This is a genomic window from Oceanicola sp. 22II-s10i, assembly GCF_002210105.1.
In the GTDB taxonomy this organism is placed as follows: domain Bacteria; phylum Pseudomonadota; class Alphaproteobacteria; order Rhodobacterales; family Rhodobacteraceae; genus Pseudooceanicola.
In genome coordinates, this window is record NZ_AQQU01000002.1 from 29,286 (window position 1) to 47,098 (window position 17,813).

At 67.0% G+C, this 17,813-nt stretch carries 14 protein-coding genes; 4 read left to right on the forward strand and 10 right to left on the reverse strand.

Annotation, left to right across the window (positions count from 1 at the left end; translation table 11 throughout):
* Window positions 1-214: 214 nt before the first annotated feature.
* Together ATO6_RS08090 and ATO6_RS08095 are read right to left on the reverse strand one after the other, a co-directional pair.
* Window positions 215-853, reverse strand: a complete 639-nt coding sequence (locus ATO6_RS08090) for a response regulator transcription factor (RefSeq protein WP_088623490.1) — start codon at window positions 851-853, stop codon at window positions 215-217.
* A 31-nt stretch (window positions 854-884) separates the two neighbouring features.
* Window positions 885-3,101, reverse strand: coding sequence for an ATP-binding protein (locus ATO6_RS08095; protein ID WP_088623491.1), 2,217 nt, complete (start codon window positions 3,099-3,101; stop codon window positions 885-887).
* 175 nt (window positions 3,102-3,276) lie between these two features.
* Between ATO6_RS08095 and ATO6_RS08100 the strand changes: the two genes are divergently transcribed.
* The 3 genes from ATO6_RS08100 (at window position 3,277) to ATO6_RS08110 (ending at window position 6,396) form a co-directional block, all read left to right on the forward strand.
* Window positions 3,277-3,966: a hypothetical protein gene (locus tag ATO6_RS08100; RefSeq protein WP_088623492.1), complete on the forward strand. Its 690-nt coding sequence runs from the start codon at window positions 3,277-3,279 to the stop codon at window positions 3,964-3,966.
* Window positions 3,967-4,018: 52 nt separating this feature from the next.
* Window positions 4,019-5,332 (forward strand): surface lipoprotein assembly modifier, encoded by a 1,314-nt coding sequence (locus ATO6_RS08105; RefSeq protein ID WP_141101953.1) that lies wholly within the window; start codon window positions 4,019-4,021, stop codon window positions 5,330-5,332.
* A gap of 83 nt (window positions 5,333-5,415) precedes the next feature.
* On the forward strand, window positions 5,416-6,396 hold the full coding sequence (locus tag ATO6_RS08110; protein ID WP_088623494.1) for a nitronate monooxygenase family protein: 981 nt from the start codon (window positions 5,416-5,418) through the stop codon (window positions 6,394-6,396).
* 43 nt (window positions 6,397-6,439) lie between these two features.
* Here ATO6_RS08110 and ATO6_RS08115 read toward each other — a convergent pair whose 3' ends face one another.
* From ATO6_RS08115 to ATO6_RS08130, 4 genes are all read right to left on the reverse strand, one after another.
* Window positions 6,440-7,531, reverse strand: coding sequence for a hypothetical protein (locus ATO6_RS08115; protein WP_088623495.1), 1,092 nt, complete (start codon window positions 7,529-7,531; stop codon window positions 6,440-6,442).
* Between the two features lie 74 nt (window positions 7,532-7,605).
* Window positions 7,606-9,057, reverse strand: coding sequence for a phosphonoacetaldehyde dehydrogenase (gene phnY / locus ATO6_RS08120; protein WP_088623496.1), 1,452 nt, complete (start codon window positions 9,055-9,057; stop codon window positions 7,606-7,608).
* Window positions 9,054-10,307: a phosphonoacetate hydrolase gene (gene phnA, locus ATO6_RS08125; RefSeq protein WP_088623497.1), complete on the reverse strand. Its 1,254-nt coding sequence runs from the start codon at window positions 10,305-10,307 to the stop codon at window positions 9,054-9,056. Before phnA ends, phnY begins: the two co-directional genes overlap by 4 nt.
* 18 nt (window positions 10,308-10,325) lie before the next feature.
* The gene (locus ATO6_RS08130) at window positions 10,326-11,507 is read right to left on the reverse strand and encodes a 2-aminoethylphosphonate--pyruvate transaminase (protein ID WP_217898989.1); all 1,182 of its coding nucleotides are present in this window, start codon (window positions 11,505-11,507) and stop codon (window positions 10,326-10,328) included.
* A gap of 98 nt (window positions 11,508-11,605) precedes the next feature.
* Between ATO6_RS08130 and ATO6_RS08135 the strand changes: the two genes are divergently transcribed.
* Window positions 11,606-12,508, forward strand: coding sequence for a LysR substrate-binding domain-containing protein (locus ATO6_RS08135; protein WP_088623498.1), 903 nt, complete (start codon window positions 11,606-11,608; stop codon window positions 12,506-12,508).
* Here ATO6_RS08135 and betA read toward each other — a convergent pair.
* The 4 genes from betA to betI are packed head-to-tail and all read right to left on the reverse strand — an operon-like array spanning window position 12,477 to window position 17,707.
* Window positions 12,477-14,138, reverse strand: a complete 1,662-nt coding sequence (betA, locus tag ATO6_RS08140; protein WP_088623499.1) for a choline dehydrogenase — start codon at window positions 14,136-14,138, stop codon at window positions 12,477-12,479. The two genes, ATO6_RS08135 and betA, sit on opposite strands and share 32 nt — an antisense overlap.
* Window positions 14,138-15,583, reverse strand: a complete 1,446-nt coding sequence (gene betB / locus ATO6_RS08145; protein WP_088623500.1) for a betaine-aldehyde dehydrogenase — start codon at window positions 15,581-15,583, stop codon at window positions 14,138-14,140. Before betB ends, betA begins: the two co-directional genes overlap by 1 nt.
* A gap of 2 nt (window positions 15,584-15,585) precedes the next feature.
* The gene (betC, locus tag ATO6_RS08150; protein WP_088623501.1) at window positions 15,586-17,124 is read right to left on the reverse strand and encodes a choline-sulfatase; all 1,539 of its coding nucleotides are present in this window, start codon (window positions 17,122-17,124) and stop codon (window positions 15,586-15,588) included.
* Window positions 17,117-17,707 (reverse strand): transcriptional regulator BetI, encoded by a 591-nt coding sequence (gene betI, locus ATO6_RS08155; RefSeq protein ID WP_088623502.1) that lies wholly within the window; start codon window positions 17,705-17,707, stop codon window positions 17,117-17,119. Before betI ends, betC begins: the two co-directional genes overlap by 8 nt.
* Window positions 17,708-17,813 lie beyond the last annotated feature (106 nt).

The following is a 17,813-nucleotide window of genomic DNA, read 5'->3' on the forward strand; positions in this document are numbered from 1 at the left end:
GCAGCGTAAGGCGTAAGATCACTCAACTCTCACGGGAACGGGAACTGTCGTGACCCCGGACGAGTTGGAAGGATGACGTCCGCGCTGCTGCGGTGCCAACCGGAAACGTTGCCATGACCGAAGGTGTTTTCTGTCTCTGCCTGATCGCCGCATTCGCCGCGGCATCCGTCTTCTGAAGTCCGACTTTACGCGGGGCCCGGCGCCGTGCCGGGCCTCAGTCGTCGCGCCGCAGTCCCATCCGCGCCGCGTGCCATGCGGCTTCGGCGCGCGATGAGATGCCGAGCTTGCGATAGACCGCCTTGATGTAGCCCGCCACCGTGGTTTCCGCGATGCCCAGATCACGCGCCACCTCGGCGTTGCGCAACCCGCGTCCGATCAGCGCCAGCACCTCGGTCTCGCGATCGGTCAGGTCCTGATCCTCGCCCGCGGCGGGACCGGTGTAGCGGAAATGCTCCATGATCCGCCGCGCGATGCTGGGCGACAGGGCAGGGACCCCGTCGCCGATCTGCTGCAACTGCCGGGTCAGGACGGCGGCCGGGTTTTCCTTGAGCAGGTAGCCGTCCGCCCCCGCCGACAGCGCGGCGACCACCGTCGCGTCGTCGCCCATCACGGTGGTGACGACGCAGAGCGTGTCGCGGTGATCGTCCCGGATCGCCCGCAGCAGGTCCAGCCCCGACCCGTCCGGCAACCCGAGGTCGATCAGCGCCAGATCGTAGTCGTTCCGCAGGAACCCGCGCGCCTGCCGCAGCAGTCCGGCCGTGTCGATCTCGACCGCGCCGAACGCGCCCCGGACCAGATCGGACAACCAGTCCCGCGTTTCGGTGATGTCCTCGACGATCAGAACCCGCTTCATCCCGTTACCCCCGGCCAATCCGGCCCGATACTCATTCACCAACATCGCGCAGGCGGGCCACGAGGCCCGGCGCCGGATCCAGCGGCAGGACCGCCTGCAATTCGGCGCCCCGGCCATCCGCACCGCCCTGAAGCGAGAACCGGCCGCCCCGCGCCTCGGTCCGCTGGCGCAGGTTGCGCAGTCCGCTGCCGCCGGACTGTCCGGACATCTCCTGCGCGGGCCCGAGTCCCCGGCCATTGTCCGACACGCTGATGACCAGTTCGCCGTTCGCGCCCCGGTCCGAGGCGCGGATGGCGATGGTCGCCCGGTCGGCCGCCGCGTGGCGGATGATGTTGCTGGACCCTTCGCGCAGGATTGCCCGCAGCGAGTTGGAGGTATGCGGCGCGACCGGCGCCGAGGGCATCGGACCCTCGATCCAGTCCAGCTCGATGTCCGCGGCGGCGAGATGTTCCGAGATCTCGGCCCGGATATCGCCCAGCAGATCGGTCAGCACGGGCGTTTCGATCGTGGTGTTCGACACGATCTCCCGCAGGTCGGTCAGGGTCTGGCGGATCAGCGCGTCCTTGCGGCCCGCGTCGTGGCTGTGCAGCGCACCCAGTAGCTGGACGCCGATGTTGTCGTGCATGTCGCGGTTGATGCGGCGGCGTTCCTCTTCGACACCGGCTTCGAAGGCGTTGCGCCGCTCGACGAACTGGGCGGCCATCTGCAGGATCGCTGCCGCCCGCTTCAGGTCGGTGCCGGAAAACAGGCGCCGTCCGTTGTGGGCCCATTTCAGACGCGTCGGGTTCAGCGCGTCGATGCCGGGCAGGTCCATGATCGCCCCGCCGTCCTGCAGCGTCGGCTTGTGCACGTCGCCCGGTGCGGTGCCGATCTCCAGCGGGTGGTAGAGGTCGGTCAGCAACTGGTTCAGCTTGGCGCGCTGCTCGTCGGCATTGGGTGCCAGTGCGATGCCGGACACGAGGTCGAACAGGTCCTCGGTCGTCAGCTGCCGCCGCCCGGTCAGCGCCCGCGCGATCGCGTCGCGGGCCGGCAGGTAGAGGAATGCGACCACCAGCAGCGAAATGGAGAAGGCCGGGATCCGGTCCATCGTGACGACGAAGACCAGCAGGGCGTCCAGCAGCAGCAGCAGGGCGACACCGCCCGCGTAGAACAGGATGCGGAAGGCCCAGAATTCCAGCTCGAAAAGGCGATAGCGGGCGACCCCGATGGCCAGCCCGGCATAGATGACGAGGAAGAAGGCAAAGGCGTGGCCCTGGCTCATCTGCGGTTGCAGGCCGATGGCCTGGGGCAGGGCGATCAGCCCGACGAAGGCGCCCGCGCCGATGGCGACCGACAGGCCGAACCAGCGCATGGCCGCGCGGGCGTGGGGATTGGCCCGCGATACCCAGATCTGGCCCGCGACGGCGATCAGGATGCCGATCATCTCGATCAGAACCGGGATGTGGATCGCCATCGGCATGGTCACGGTCAGGCGCAGGAAGGACAGCACGCCCCACGTGCCGAACACGCCGATCGCCGCCCATTCCATCCAACGCGGCAGGTAGCGGACGGGATAGACGAGGAACAGGCAGATCATCGCGACGCCAAAGGTGATCGCCCCGAAGGAGTTGATCGAGGAGGCCCATTCGAAGACGCCTTCCTGCATCGCCAGTTCGCGCGTGGAGTACAGCGCGGCGGCATGCGAGGCGAACATCAGCCCGACCGCGCCGGTCAGCAGATAGACCGATGCCGCGTCGCGCCCGCGCACCGTCAGCACCCAGGCGCCCATCCAGACCCCGCTCAGGCCCACGAGAAGCTGGACCCAGAAGACCCCCGGCAGGTCAGTCAGCGGGCGCGTCGGGGCGGGTGTCAGCGGCACCTCGATCACCGTGCCGTCGCGCATCACCTCGGCGGTGACGGGGCCGTCTTTCAGGGTGTCGCTGATCCGGCCCTGATGGGCGAAAAGTTCGCGCAGGGCGGCGACATCGGGCAGGCCGTCCGGTTCCTCGATCAGGTCGTCGGGCCGGAGGCTCAGGCTGCGGTCGGCACCCGCACCGGCCGGACGCAGCGCCAGGAGCCGGTCGCCGGGGCTGAGCGTGGCGGCGGGACCGTCGGCCGCGCGGTCGCTGACGGTGACGCCGCTTTCGCCATCCGCCGTCAGCGTCAGGCCGAGCCACGGCTGGCCGGTGGCCAGCAGCACGACCAGCGCGGCCGAGGCCAGCGATGCGATGGCGGCAACCAGAAACGGAACGGTTGAAAATCTCTGCATGAAATCCCTCGGGCCGCGGGTCTGCGGTCTGCAACGCACCTTGCGCAGTAATTACTGGGTATTCAACGGTTTGGTGCCCCCCTGATCGGGGGGGCGACGGGGGGGCAGGTCTGGCTATTCATATCCCCACCATCGGAGGGGGCTGAGCCTCCGCAATTTTCGGAGATAGATTACTATGGAATTCAGGACGATTACGCGCGGCGCCGCGATTCTGGCACTGGGCCTCGCGGCTGCGGGCTGCACCAGCACCAGCGGCGGGGGCGGGGCTGGGGGCGGCGGCGGTGGCGCCGGCCCGGCCAGCAAGGCGGACTTTCAGAAGGAATTCGACCGGGTGACGGGCGTTGCCCCGACCAGCGACATGCCCAAGACGCTCAAGGCGAAATACACCGGCGCGGCGCAGATGGACCTCAAGGAAGCTTCGACCCAGAGCACCGTGGGTGGCGTTCTGGCGGACCTGGACCTCAACGTCGACTGGACCGAAGGTCAGAGCGGGAACCCGTGGAGTGGCTCGGCCAAGAACTTCCGCGGCACCTTCAAGGGACAGGATTTCACGGCTGACGGCGAACTGACCGTGGCCAATGCCGAAGCCAAGGGCCTGCCCAGCGTGGTGGGCCGCAACGAGTCCACGATCAACGCGCCGGTCGTCGGCCCGATCACGACGGCGACAGGGTCCGCAAAGATCGAACTGGCGGGCGATCTGGAGTCGGGCAACGACACGGGCACGATCCTGATGTCGCTGGGCGGGAACATGTTCGGCAAGGAAGGTGCGGGTATCGCGGGTACTGCGCAGGGCCTGTGGTTCGACAAGAGCAGCGGTTTCGGTGACGTCGCCGCCGGCGGCACGTTCTACCTCGACAAGAATTGACCGGTCTGCCGCGGCGCTCCGGCGTCGCAGCTCGCTCCGGCGCAGCGATTTGATGACCAAACACTTTTCCCCAATCCGGCCCGGTCACGGCGCTGCGTCTTCATCCCCGAAACGCGCGTCGTGGCCGGCATTTCTGCTTTGCCTCAGTCTCGGCCTGACCGGATGGGCCCCTGCCGCGGCGCGGGCCGACACCGGCGCATCGGTCTACCAGAGCGCCCGCGACCTTGCCGTGTCCGGCCGGACCGACGCCGCGATCCGGCGGCTGCTGGCCTGGCAGCCCGCGACCCCGGCCGAGGCGGAACAGCGGCTGTGGGGGCTGGCGGTGATCTATCGCCAGACCGGCCGCCCGCAGGAGGCGCTGCCGCACCTTGAACAACTGGTCGCGCTGCGACCCGATGTCGGCGACTTCCGCGATGCGCTGGCGCAGGTCCGTCAGGACCTCGGCCAGACCGCCCCGCCGCCCTCGGACGTGCCGGACGGTGCCGTCGCGCTTGGAGGCGACTGGAGCGGGCACCTGCGTCTGTCCTTCATCCCCGCCACGAATGCCGCCGAGGGCACGCGGGCCGAAACCATCATCATCGGCGGCCGCCGTTTCGTCATCGGCGCAGGCTCCCGCCAGCGCCGGGCCTATGGCGTCGCGATCGGCGCCGGGCTGGCGTTTTCGCCCGCCATCGGTGAACGGACCCGCCTGCGGTTCGGGCTGAGCGTGGATGCCGACATCTATGACGGCAATGCCTATGACGACATCCGTCTGCGCGGCGAGACGGTACTGGTGCACAGCCTGTCCGCGCGCACCACGGTCGAGGGCGGGATCACCTACAGCCGCCGCTGGCTGGACGGGGCGGGCTATTCCAAGGGGCCCGGCCTGACCTTCGGCCTGACGACGCAGCCTTCGGACCGGTCGCTGCTGCAGATCGCGGGCGCGGTGGACTGGCTGAGCTTCGACGGCGTCACGGGGCTGGACGGCCCGCGGGCCCTGGCGACAGTGCGCTATGCCTATGCGGTCTCGCCCCGGATGCACCTGCGCACCAGCGCGACGGTGGAACGGACGGATGCCGATGTGGCCAGCTTTTCGTACACCGCCCTGCAGATCGGCATCGGCGGCACCTACGCCTTCGAGAACGGCCTGCGCACCGGGGTGGACCTTTCCGTGCGCCGGGCGGCCTATGACGCGGCATCGGCCTTTTTCGGCACCACCCGCAAGGACGACCGGTTCACCGCCTCGGTCAGCTTCAGCCACCCCTCGGTGCAGTACATGGGGTTCCAGCCGGAGCTGGAGATCACCTATACCACCCAGTCCTCCAACATCCCGCTTTATTCCTTCGACAATCTCGGGGCGAATCTGGGGATCGTGAGACGGTTCTGAAAATTACCTGCCGGTCGGCAAGAATCGACTCCCGCCGTGATATGCCGGTGCTATACCGGAGGACGGACAAGGGAGGACTAGGAATGCTGAAGACTCGGTTTACCGAACTGATGGGGATCGAACACCCGATCTGCCAGGGCGGGATGCAATGGGTGGCCAAGGCGGATCTGGCCGCGGCGGTGTCGAACGGCGGCGGGCTGGGGATCATGACGGCGCTGACGCAGCCGGACCCCGACGCGCTGATCAAGGAGGTCGAGCGCTGCCGCACCATGACAGACAAGCCGTTCGGCGTGAACCTGACGATCCTGCCGTCGCTCAAGCCCATTCCGCATGCCGAATACGCGCAGGCGATCATCGACAGCGGCGTCAAGATCGTCGAGACGGCGGGCAACAACCCCGGCAAGTTCATCGACATGTTCAAGGCGGCGGGGATCAAGGTGATCCACAAGTGCACCGCCGTCCGTCACGCGCTGACCGCGCAGCGGCTCGGGGTCGACGCCATCTCGATCGACGGGTTCGAATGCGCGGGCCACGTGGGCGAGGATGACATCACCAACCAGATCCTGATCCCGCTGGCGGTCGACGCACTGGACATCCCGGTGATCGGGTCCGGCGGCTTTGGCGAGGGGCGGCAGCTGGCCGCGGCACTCGCGCTCGGGGCCGAGGGTATCAACATGGGCACCCGCTTCATGGCCACGAAAGAGGCGCCGATCCACGACGCCGTCAAGCAGCGGCTGGTCGACGCGGGCGAGCGGGACTCGATCCTGATCATGCGCGCGCTGCGCAACACCAGCCGGGTGTTCCGGAACACGGTGTCCGAGCAGGTCGCGCAGATCGAGAAGGAAAAGGGCATGGCCTTCGAGATCGGCGACGTGGCGGAACTGGTCGCGGGTGCGCGGGGCAAGAACGTTTACGGCACCGGCGATGTCGAGGAAGGCATGTGGTCGGCGGGCATGGTCGCGGGCGTGATCCACGACGTGCCGACCTGCAAGGAACTGATCGAGCGCATCGTCTCGGACGCCGAAGAGGTGATCCGCGGCCGGATGGCCAAACTGGTCGCATAAGCCAGCGGGGCACCGGGATGCCGGTGCCCCGACGACCGGACGCCTAGCGCGCCGGTATCTTGGTGCGGGTTTCGCACCTCACTTCGTCGTCGCCGATGGTGCAGCTGTCGAACAGCTTGCGCAGTTCCCACCGGTTCCGCACCACGTCGAACGCGGCCCATTGCGACGTGTTGATCGCAAAGCCGAGGTTGGCGATCAGGATCGCCAGATTGTTCCCCGCGCCCGCCAGCTCGAAATTCGCCCGATAGCGGCAGTAGGCGTTGCTGCTGGTCGTGATGTGGCATTCGTGCAGGGTGAAGCCGCCCTTGGACCGGATTTCCATCTCGGTGAGCCCCAGCAGACCGGAAAAGACCGCAAGCCGCGCGCGAAAGTTGCGCAGGATCGCCGCCTCGGCCTGATTGGGCGTCGGGCCCATGGCAAGGCGGACCGGCTCCTTGTCGGCCAGATCCTCGGGCGAGGGGGGCGGCGGCACATAGCCGGGATCGGTCGTGCGGCAATGCTGGATCATGGGCTTGAGGTCGGCATCATAGCCCTCCAGCCCCGCGCCGCCGGAGAGGTTCATGTACTGGTCGTTCTTCATCAGCGTGGCCTGAAGGTTGCCGGTCGTCCTGAGGCTGGAAAACAGTTTGCCGTTGGCGGGGACGACGACAGCCACCCGGAATTGCCGGCGGTGCGGTGTGCCGGATTCCAGTTCCTCGACCTCGTGCAGGATCATGGCGTCCTTCAGCATCATGTCGATGGACTTGCCCGTCCGCAGCTTGGCCTTGACCCGAAGCTCGCCCTTGAACCCGGCCTTGATCTCGGGCGCCAGCGGCTTCTGCATGTACATACTCATCAGGTAGGTGATCCGCACCTTGCCCTCGCCGACACAGTCGAACGAGAAACCCAGCTGATCGCCGAAGCGCCAGTTGGACTCGCGGCGAAAGGCGAACACGGGCTTGCCGTGGACGGTCACGAGAAACAGCGAAATCTCATTTGATCGCTGCAATCTGACCGCCGGATCTGTGCCCGCCGCGGCCACTTCGGCCAGCTGCTCAAAGGCGGCAATCTCGGCCGATACCTGCTGTGGATCCTGCGCGATCGCAGGGGTGGAAATGAATGAAAAGGCGGCGAAAAGGGCCGGCAATATGCGCATCGGTAAATCCCAGGCTATGGACAATGCCCAAGCCTAGGACGGAAAACCCATATCGCATAACGGTTTGAGGGAAATCACCCCTCCCATGGCAGCGAGAAGGTCTTGAGGTTGGTGTAGCTCTTCATCGCCTCGACCACGCCCTCCTTCTCGCCATTGCCGCTGTCCTTGATCCCGCCGAACGGCGACATCTCGGTCCGGTAGCCGGGGACCTCCCAGATATTGACGGTGCCGACCTTCAGCCCCCGGATATAGTGTTGCATCCGCCGGTAGTCGTGGGTGCAGACGCCCGAGGACAGGCCGAAGGCGGTGCCGTTGGAAATCGCCATGACCGCCTCGTCATCGTCAGGAACACGGATCACCGGGATGACAGGCCCGAATGTCTCCTCGCGCACCAGTTCGCTGTCCGGCCGGACATTGTCCACGACGATGGGCGGCAGCAGCGCGCCACGGCGGCCGGGGTGATAGAGCACATCGGCCCCGTCTTCCGCCGCCATGGTGACGCGCCGGTCGAAGAGCTCCGCGCTCGCCGCGTTGACCACGCAGCCGAGCTGCGTCGCCTCGTCCATCGGATCGCCGAACCTGAGCGCGCGGGCCCGTTCCAGCACCATCGGCACGAAGCGGTCCGCCACGCTGTCCTGCACCAGGATGCGCTTGACCGCCGTGCAGCGCTGGCCGGAGTTCTTGGTGGCCCCCGTCACCGCAAGATCGGCAGCCACGGCGAGGTCGTCGTCGGAAAGGTCTTTCAGCACGATCAGCGGATCGTTCCCGCCCAGTTCCAAAACGCAGCGTTTGTAGGCGGCCTTGGCGGCGATCAGCTTGCCGACCGGCACGCCGCCGGTGAAGGTCACCAGGTCGGCGTTCGGGTTCAGGATCATCTCGTCGCCGATATCGCCGGGCCAGCCGGTGACGACCGACAGCATCTCGGGCGGCAAGCCGGCCTCGTAGAGGACATCTGCCAGCGCAATAGCCGTCAGTGGCGTCAGTTCCGTCGGCTTGACCACCGTGCAGTTGTTGGTGGCGATGGCGGGCGCGATCTTGTGCGCGACCATGTTCAGCGGATGGTTGAACGGGGTGATCGCGGAAATCGCGGTCAGTGGCTCGCGCAGGGTAAAGATGCGCCGCTGCTTGCCGTTGGGGGAGATGTCGCAGGCAAACGCCTCACCATCGTCCAGCAGGCAGAGCTGGCCGGTCAGGGTGAAGACATCGACCGCGCGACCCACCTCGTAGCGGGCATCGGCGCGCGAGACGCCGAGTTCCAGCGTGATCAGTTCCGACAAGGCTTCGCGCCGCGCGGCGAGCAGTTCGGCGGTGCGCAGCAGGATCTTCTGCCGCTCATGTCGGGTCAGCTTTGCCTCGTAAGCGCCTGCAATGGCGAAGGCTTCGCGGACCTGCTCGGCCGTGGCCGCGGGGACTGTGCCGACAAGGCTGTCGTCCCAAGGGTTGCGCACCTCGATGGCGGCGTCGGCGCTGACCTTGCGGCCCGCGATGCGCATCGCCTCGTGACGGATGTGGCCCACGTCCCTCATGACGCGGCCGCGGTGCAGGCGAAGTAGAAGGCGTCGAAGTTGCGCAGCACCGGCTGGCCGGGCAGGTCAGGCAGGACGCGGTTGACGATGAAGGGGACCTCCTGCTCGGTCAGCCCGCCGTGGCTGCGCAGGGGCTCCTTCAGCGCGGCCAGATCGTGACGGTGTTCGGAGGTGCCGATGGTCATGTTCTCGCCCGAGATCAAGACGATGTCGCCGATCCGGTCGGCGGGCAGGTCGTAATGCGCGACCGCCTCTTCGCGGGTCAGGACCGCGATCAGTTCGGGCAGGGCGGCGAGGCGTTTCACGATGTCGGCGCGATCCGCGCCGTCGGGCAGATAGGCCGTCGCGAAGGCGCCGAGCGCGCCGTGATGGACGACATAAGGGTCGGTGATCGGCAGGATCACCCGCGCGGCGTCCTTGCCCAGCCACTCGTCCAGAACGTCCTGCACGTAGATCACGTTGGGTTCGCCCGCCGCGTTGTGCTTGGGCTTCATCCCGTGGTCGGCGGTGACGACGATGGCCGCGCCGAGCGCGTCGAGCTGGCCGAGGTAACGGTCGAACATCTCGTAAAACGCTTTCGCCTCAGCGTCTTCCGGCGCGAACTTGTGCTGGATGTAGTCGGTCGTGGTCAGGTACATCACGTCCGGCCGCCGCTCGGTCAGGATCTTGACCCCGGCGGCGAAGACGAATTCGGACAGGTCCGCCGAATAGACCTCGGGCACCGGGCGGCCCAGCCATGCGCTGGCATTGTCGATCCCGTTCGCCTCCAGCGTCGTCTCGTCCGCGCGTTCGGACGAGAAACAGATCGCGCCGCCCTCGCCATGCTTCAGCCCGGCCCCCAGCAGGGCACGCAGCTTGTCCTTGGCGGTCACGATGGCGACTTTGGCCCCGGCACGCTGGAAGGCGGAGAACACCGTCGGCGCGCGCAGGAAGCGGACGTCGTTCATCATCACCTCCTGACCCGTTTCCGGCTCATACAGGTAGTTGCCGCAGATGCCGTGGACCGAAGGCGGACGGCCCGTTGCGATGGACAGGTTGTTGGGGTTGGTGAAGGATGGGATCACGGAATGCGCCAGACGGTCCGTGCCCGCCGCCCGGATCCGGGCGAGGTGCGGCATCAGCCCGTCGGCGATGGCGGCCTCCAGGTAGGCCGGTTCGCAGCCGTCGAGGCAGATGGCGATGGCCGGCACGTTCGGCCAGGGATAGGTGCGGTCGTTGACGGTGACGGCGGTGCGGGTCGGGGCGTTCATTCGGGGTCCTCTCAGGTCTCAGGCGGCAAGCTTGGCGCGTTCGGCCAGTGCGATGGCGGGCGGGGCGGCATTGGTGACGCCCATCCCGTGCAGCGCCTCGGCGGCAGCGGCGACGGCACGGCGCATGATCGCTGCGTCCATCCGGCCGATGCAGCCGATGCGGAAGCTGTCCACGACGGTCAGCTTGCCGGGATAGATGATAAAGCCGCGCGCTTTCATCGCGGCATAGAACTGGTTGAAATCAAAAGCCGGATCGGCCGGGCAGAAGAAGGTGACGATGATCGGCGACAGCCAGGTGTCGGCCAGCAGGGTCTCGAACCCGAGCGCGCGCATGCCTGCGACCATCACGTCGCGGTTGTCGGTGTAACGCGCCAGCCGGGCCGGTGCGCCGCCCTCGGCCTCGTGCATCCTCAGCGCCTGCATGAAGGCCGCGACGGCATGGGTCGGCGGGGTGAACCGCCACTGGCCGGTCTTTTCCATCGTCTCCCACTGGGCGTGCACGTCCAGCGACAGGGAATGGCTGTTGCCCCTGGCCGCCTCGATGGCGGCCCGGCGCGCGATGACGAAGCCGAACCCCGGCACGCCTTCGATGCACTTGTTGGCGGAGGAGACAAAGGCCTCGACCCCGAGGTCCGGCGCGATCAGCGGCACCGCGCCAAAGGCGGACATGCTGTCCACCAGAAGCTTGCGCCCGGCGCGGCGGGTGGCCTCCGCGATCTCTTCCAGCGGGTTCAGGATGCCGGATGACGTCTCGCAGTGGATCGCCAGCACATGGGTGATCGCCGGATCTGCGGCCAGCGCCACGGCCACCTCGGCCCCGCGCGGCGGCAGGTAGTCGCCCTTGTCGATCAGGGTGCAGGCGCGGCCCAGATACTCCAGCGTCTTCGCAGCCCGCAGCCCGTAGGCGCCATTGGCCAGCACCAGCACCTTGCCGTCACGCGGCACGAAACTGCCCAGCATCGCCTCGACGCAGTAGGAGCCCGAGCCCTGCAGCGGCACGCAGTCATAGCTCCCGTCGTCGCCCGCAATGGCCAGAAGCCGCTGTCGCATCTCGCGCGTCATGGCGCGGAAATCGTCGTCCCACGAGCCCCAGTCGCGCAGCATCGCCCGCTTGACCTCGATCGAGGTGGTCAGCGGGCCGGGGGTCAGCAGGAACGGTTCCCCCATCTCGGGGTCGGGGATCGGCGCGGTGAGGGTCATGGCAGCCTCGATGAGCAGGAGTCGCGCATAGGCTGTCACATGCAACGATATATGAAAAATCGTTTGATTGTATGCTTGGATAAGTCTAGCTGATACACATGAAATACACCCAGCTTCGTGCATTCCACTACGTGGCCACCGAGGGCGGATTCTCCCGCGCTGCCAGTGCCTTGAACCTGACGCAGCCCGCGCTGTCCGATCAGGTGCGGCAGCTGGAGGAGACCTATGATCTGTTACTTTTCGACCGTTCGCGCAAGCAGGTCAGCCTGACACCGGCGGGCGAGGACCTGCTGACCATCACGCGCCGCCTGTTCGAGGCCGAGCGCGAGGCGGCGGAGTTCCTGACCGAACGGCGCAGCCTGCGGGGCGGGCATCTGCGCATCATGGCCGATGCGCCGCACCACCTGCTGGGCATCCTGGCCGAGTTCCGGGTCCGCTATCCTGGCGTGCGGGTGACGATGACCTTCGGCAATTCGGAACAGGTCGTCGCGGCGCTGAAGGCGTATGAGGCGGACGTGGGGGTGATGGGGGAAAAGCCCGACGTTCAGGGCATTTCCGGCTGGATCCTCAACGAAGCGCCCATCGTCGCCTTCGTCGCCCGCAACTCTCCGCTGGCGGACCGCTCGGACCTGCCGATCGCGGAGCTGGCGGACCATCCGCTGGTGCTGCGCGAGGAGGGCTCCAAGACCCGCGCCAAGCTGCTGGCCGCCGCCAAGGACGCAGGCATCACCCTGACCCCCGCCATCGAGGCCGAGGGCCGCGAGGCTGTGCGCGAGATCGTGGCGGCGGGGGGCGGCATCGGCTTTGTCAGCATGGCGGAGTTCGGCGCCGACTCGCGGCTGGTGCCGATCCCCGTCCGCCCCGAATCGGGGCTGATGATGGAGGAGGCGGTCGTCTACCTGACGCAGCGGGGTGACGTCCGGCTGATCCGCGCCTTCCTCGATCTGGTGATGTCGGGCGAGGTCGACCTCAGCGCGCCGACAGCCGCCAGCGCGGGTTGATCCAGGGCTCAGCGTTCTCGGCGGGCAGCGAGGTCCGGCCGAGGATGTGATCGGCCATCTTCTCGCCCACCATGATCGAGGGTGCGTTGATGTTGCCGTTGGTGATCTGCGGAAAAACGCTGCTGTCCGCGACCCTTAGCCGGTCGACGCCGATCACGCGGCCTTGCGGATCGACCACCGAGTTGGGGTCGTTCGCGCGTCCCATCCGGCAGGTGCCGCAGGGGTGGTAGGCGCTTTCGACATGCTCGCGGATGTGATCGTCCAGCGCGTCGTCCGACTGGATGGCGGCACCGGGCGAGATCTCGGCGGCGCGGTAAGGATCGAAGGCGGGCTGGGCGAAGATCTCGCGGGTGATGCGGATGCAGTGCCGGAAATCCGCCCAGTCCTGCGGGTCGCTCATGTAGTTGAACCGGATCACCGGCGCAGCCTTGGGATCGGGCGAGCGCAGCGTGACAGCGCCCCGCGACTTGGACCGCATCGGGCCGACATGTGCCTGGAAACCATGCCCTTCGGCGGCGGCCTTGCCATCGTAACGGACGGCGAGAGGCAGGAAATGGAACTGGATGTCGGGATATTCGACACCGGCGCGGGAGCGGATGAAACCGGCGCTTTCGAACTGGTTCGATGCGCCGGGGCCGGTGCCGGTGAACAGCCACCGCGCACCGACATAGGCTTTGCCGAAGAGGTTCCAGTACCGGTAGAGCGTGATCGGCTGGGACGCCGCCTGCTGGATGTAGAGCTCCAGATGATCCTGCAGGTTCTGGCCGACGCCCGGGCGGTCGGCGATCACCTCGATGCCGTTCCGGGACAGTTCGGCGCCGGGGCCGATGCCGGAAAGCATGAGCAGTTTCGGGGAGTTGAGGGAGGAGGCTGAGAGAATGACCTCGCGCCGGGCGGTCAGGATTTCGGTCCGTGCACCCGTATCATATTCGACCCCGGTGGCGCGGCCTTCGGACATCACGATACGGCGGGCGAAGCCGCGGACCAAGGTGCAGTTCGGGCGTTTCAGGGCGGGTTTCAGGTAGGCGTTGGCGGCGGACCAGCGGCGGCCGCGCCAGACCGTCTGCTCCATCGGGCCGAAGCCTTCCTGCTTTTCGCCGTTGTAATCATTGGTCAATTCGAACCCGGCCTGCCGCCCCGCCTCGACGAAGGCGTGGTAGAGCGGGTTGCGGCGCTGGCCGCGCGTGACATGCAGCGGTCCGCCGTCGCCGCGCCAGTCGGGATCGCCACCATGACCGCCGGAGTGCCAGTCCTCCATCCGCTTGAAGTAGGGCAGCACGTCGGCATAGCGCCAGCCGGTCGCGCCCATCTCGGCCCAGGTGTCGAAATCTTTAGCGTGGCCACGGACGTAGACCATGCCGTTGATGCTGGACGACCCGCCGATCACCTTGCCGCGCGGGGTGGCGAGGCGGCGATTGTTCAGATGCGGCTCGGGCTCGGACTGGTAGCCCCAGTCGTAGCGCGCCATGTTCATCGGGTAGCTGAGCGCACCCGGCATCTGGATGAACGGCCCGGCATCCGTGCCGCCGGTTTCCAGAACGATTACGGAATGTTGGCCGTCTTCGCTGAGGCGGCTGGCGAGGGCGCATCCGGCGGAACCGGCGCCTATGATGACGAAATCCGCTTCCATCAGAACGGCGCCTCGACATCGCCCATGCAGACGTAGACCGTCTTGACCTGCGTGTAGTGGTCCAGCGCGGCGCGGGCGTTCTCGCGGCCGACGCCCGACATCTTCATGCCGCCGAAGGGCATTTCGACGGGGGTCAGGTTGTAGGTGTTGATCCAGCAGGTGCCCGCTTCGAGCCGGGCTACGACACGGTGGGCGCGGGTCAGATCGGCGGTGAAGACACCGGCGGCGAGGCCGAAATCCGTGGCATTGGCGCGGGTTATGACCTCTTCCTCGTCTTCGAACGAGAGGATGGACATGACCGGACCGAAGATCTCGTCGGTCGCCAGCGCCATGTCGTCGGAGACGGCGGCAAAGGCGGTCGGGGGCACGAACAGGCCCTCGCCATCCTCTCCGCCGAACAGCAGTTCCGCGCCGGCCGCCTTGCCCTTGGCGATGGCGGCGAGGATCTGGTCCTTCTGCCGGCGGTTGATGATCGGGCCGATGGTGGTGGCGGGGTCGAGCGGATCGCCGAGGACGGCGTTTGCGGTGCGTTCGGTCAGGCGTTCGCAGAAGGCCGAGAGGATCGGCTTCGCCACGAAAACCCTTGTTCCGTTGGAGCAAATCTGGCCGGAGGAATAGAAGTTCGCGTTGATCGCGGCGCTGACGGCGTTGTCGATATCGGCGTCTTCGAACACGATCAGGGGGGACTTGCCGCCAAGCTCCATCGTGACGTGGCGGATGCCCTCGGCTGCCGCCGCATAGACCTTGCGGCCCGTGGGGACCGAGCCGGTGAGCGAGACCTTGGCGCAGCGGGAATCGGTGACGAGCATCGCGCCGACATCGCCCGCGCCCTGCACGACGTTGAAGAGGCCCGCAGGCGCCCCGGCCTCCACAAGGATTTCCGCCAGTTTCAGGGCGGTTAGCGGGGTTTCTTCGGATGGTTTGAAGATCATCGCGTTGCCCGCGGCCAGCGCGGGCGCGGCTTTCCAGCACGCGATCTGGATGGGATAGTTCCACGCACCGATGCCCACGCAGACGCCGAGTGGTTCGCGCCGGGTGTAGGCCCAGTCGTCGCCGAGCGGGATCATCTCTCCGTTCAGCGTCGTCGCGATTCCGCCAAAGAACTCAAGCGCATCCGCGCCGGAGCTCGCGTCGGCGACCAGCGTTTCCTGGATCGGTTTGCCGGTGTCCAGCGTCTCCAGTTCCGACAGGTCCTCGTTCCGCGACCGGATGATGTCCGCAGCACGGCGCAGGACGCGGCCGCGTTCGACGGGGGGCAGTGCGGCCCATTTCTTCTGCGCCTCCTGCGCGCTCTCGAACGCGAGGTTGACGTCGGCGCGGGTGGCGGGGCGGATCTCGGCGATGACGGAGCCGTCGAACGGATAGCGATCCGGCACCGGCGTGACGGCTGCGTCTTCGCGATAGGCACCACCGATGAAATGCGAGGCGGGGGGCTGGGCGCGCATGGTCATTCGCCCCTCGGAAAGCGTTTGTTCTCTTCGAGCACGTTCAGGTCCATGTGGTTGCGCATGTAGCGTTCCGACGCCTTCTGCAGCGGCTGGTAGTCCCACGGGAAATACGACCCGTTCCTGAGCGCGTCGTAGACGACATGACGGCGGGCCTGGCTCTGGCGGACCTCGGCGTCGTAGGCGTCGAGATCCCAGTAGGCGTCGGCCTCGGCGCGGAGTGCGGCCAGCACGTCCTCGCCGTCCGACAGGGTATCCAGCAGCGAAGACCCGATCAGGTTGCGGCGTTCGTCCGGGTCGGTGTCGAGGTGGAACAGCATCTCGGGGTCGGCATTGCAGCGGATGTATTTCCACGGCCCGTCGATCAGGCAGACCATCGGGGTGATCGTCGCCTCGGCGGCGTATTCGACGCGCACCGGGTCCATCCGCAACCCGCGCGGATCGAAGATCGGGACGAGGCTGGCGCCGTCGACCCATGGCTCGATCTCGGCCATGTCGATGCCCGCCATCTCGCAAAGGGTGGGGGTGATATCCATGGTGGAGACGCGGCGGTCCTCGTGGCGCGGCGCCACATCGGGGCCGGCGATCATCAGGGGCACGCGGGCGGAGCCTTCGAAGAAGTTCATCTTGAACCACAGGCCCCGGTCGCCCAGCATGTCGCCGTGATCCGAGCAGAAGACGATGATCGTGTTGTCCTCCTGCCGGGTGCCGCGCAGCGCCTCGAGGATCCCGCCGATGTGGTCGTCGAGATAGGAGATGTTGGCGAAATAGGCGCGGCGCGAGCGGATCACGTCGTCTTCGGTGATGTCGAATTCGCGCCAGTTGTTGGCGTCGAAGATGCGTTTGGAATGGGGGTCCTGTTCCTCGTAGGGGATCGCGGGCATCTCGGGCGTCAGATGTTCGCAGTCCTCGTAGAGCTCCCAGTACTTGCGGCGCGCGACGTAGGGGTCGTGGGGATGGGTGAAGGACACCGTCATCATCCACGGCCGGTCGTCGAGGCGGCGGCCGAGGTCATAGACCTTGCGGGTCGCGTTGTAGGCGACCTCGTCGTCGTATTCCATCTGGTTGGAGATCTCGGCCACGCCCGCGCCGGTGACGGAGCCCATGTTGTGATACCACCAGTCGATCCGCTCGCCGGGCTTGCGGTAGTCCGGGGTCCAGCCGAAATCGGCAGGGTAGATGTCGGTGGTCAGTCGCTCCTCGAACCCGTGGAGCTGGTCGGGGCCGACGAAATGCATCTTGCCGCAGAGCGTGGTGGCATAGCCCGCGCGGCGCAGGTGGTGGGCGTAGGTCGGGATGTCCGAGGCGAACTCGGCCGCGTTGTCGTAGACGCGGGTGCGACGGGGCAGGGCGCCTGCCATGAACGACGCCCGGCCCGGCGCGCACAGCGGCGAGGCGGTATAGGCGTTCTGGAACCGGATGGACCGCGCGGCCAGCGCCTTGAGGTTCGGGGCGTGCAGGAAGTCCGCGGGGCCGTCGGGGAAGAGGGTCCCGTTCAGCTGGTCGACCATGAGAATGAGGATATTGGGGCGGTCAGCCACGGGCTTTCCTTTCGAGCCAGAGGGTCAGGTAGTCGCAGACCAGCGCCTGCGTCGCGTCGCGGTCGGGGGCGACCGGCTGGAGGGCGTGGCGGATGTAGAAGCCGTCGATCATCGAGGCGAGGCCCTGCGCCACCTGTTCGGCCGTCTCGTCGTCAAAGAGCTGCCGCAGGTCGTGGCGCAGGTTCGACCGCAGCCGTTTGGCATAGACGATCAGCAGGCGGGCGACGTCCTCGGACTGCATCGCGCGGACATAGAATGTCAGCCATGCGGCCACGACGTCCTTGTCGAACTGCCCCTCGGAGAAGCTGGCCGCGATGATCGCGCGGATTCGCGCCTCGGGGTCGCTGAGGTTGCGCAGGCGCAGCGCCACGTTGTCGCCGAAAACCTTGAGGATATGGCGCATCGCGGCGAGGAAGATCTGGTCCTTGGAGCCGAAGTAGTGATGCGCCAGCGCCGAGGACATGCCGGCGCGCTTGGCGATCTGGCTGACGGTCACGTCGAGCGATCCCGCCTCGCCGATCGTCTCGATCGTGGCGCGGATCATCGCTTCGCGGCGAAGGGGTTCCATTCCCACCTTTGGCATGGCCGGGAATCTCCTCTAGTGTGGCGGCGACGCGCCCGGCTGGGGAGACTTGCCGGGGGCGCTATGTTTTTGATTAACTCATCAATCAATAACCGCGCAAGAGGCG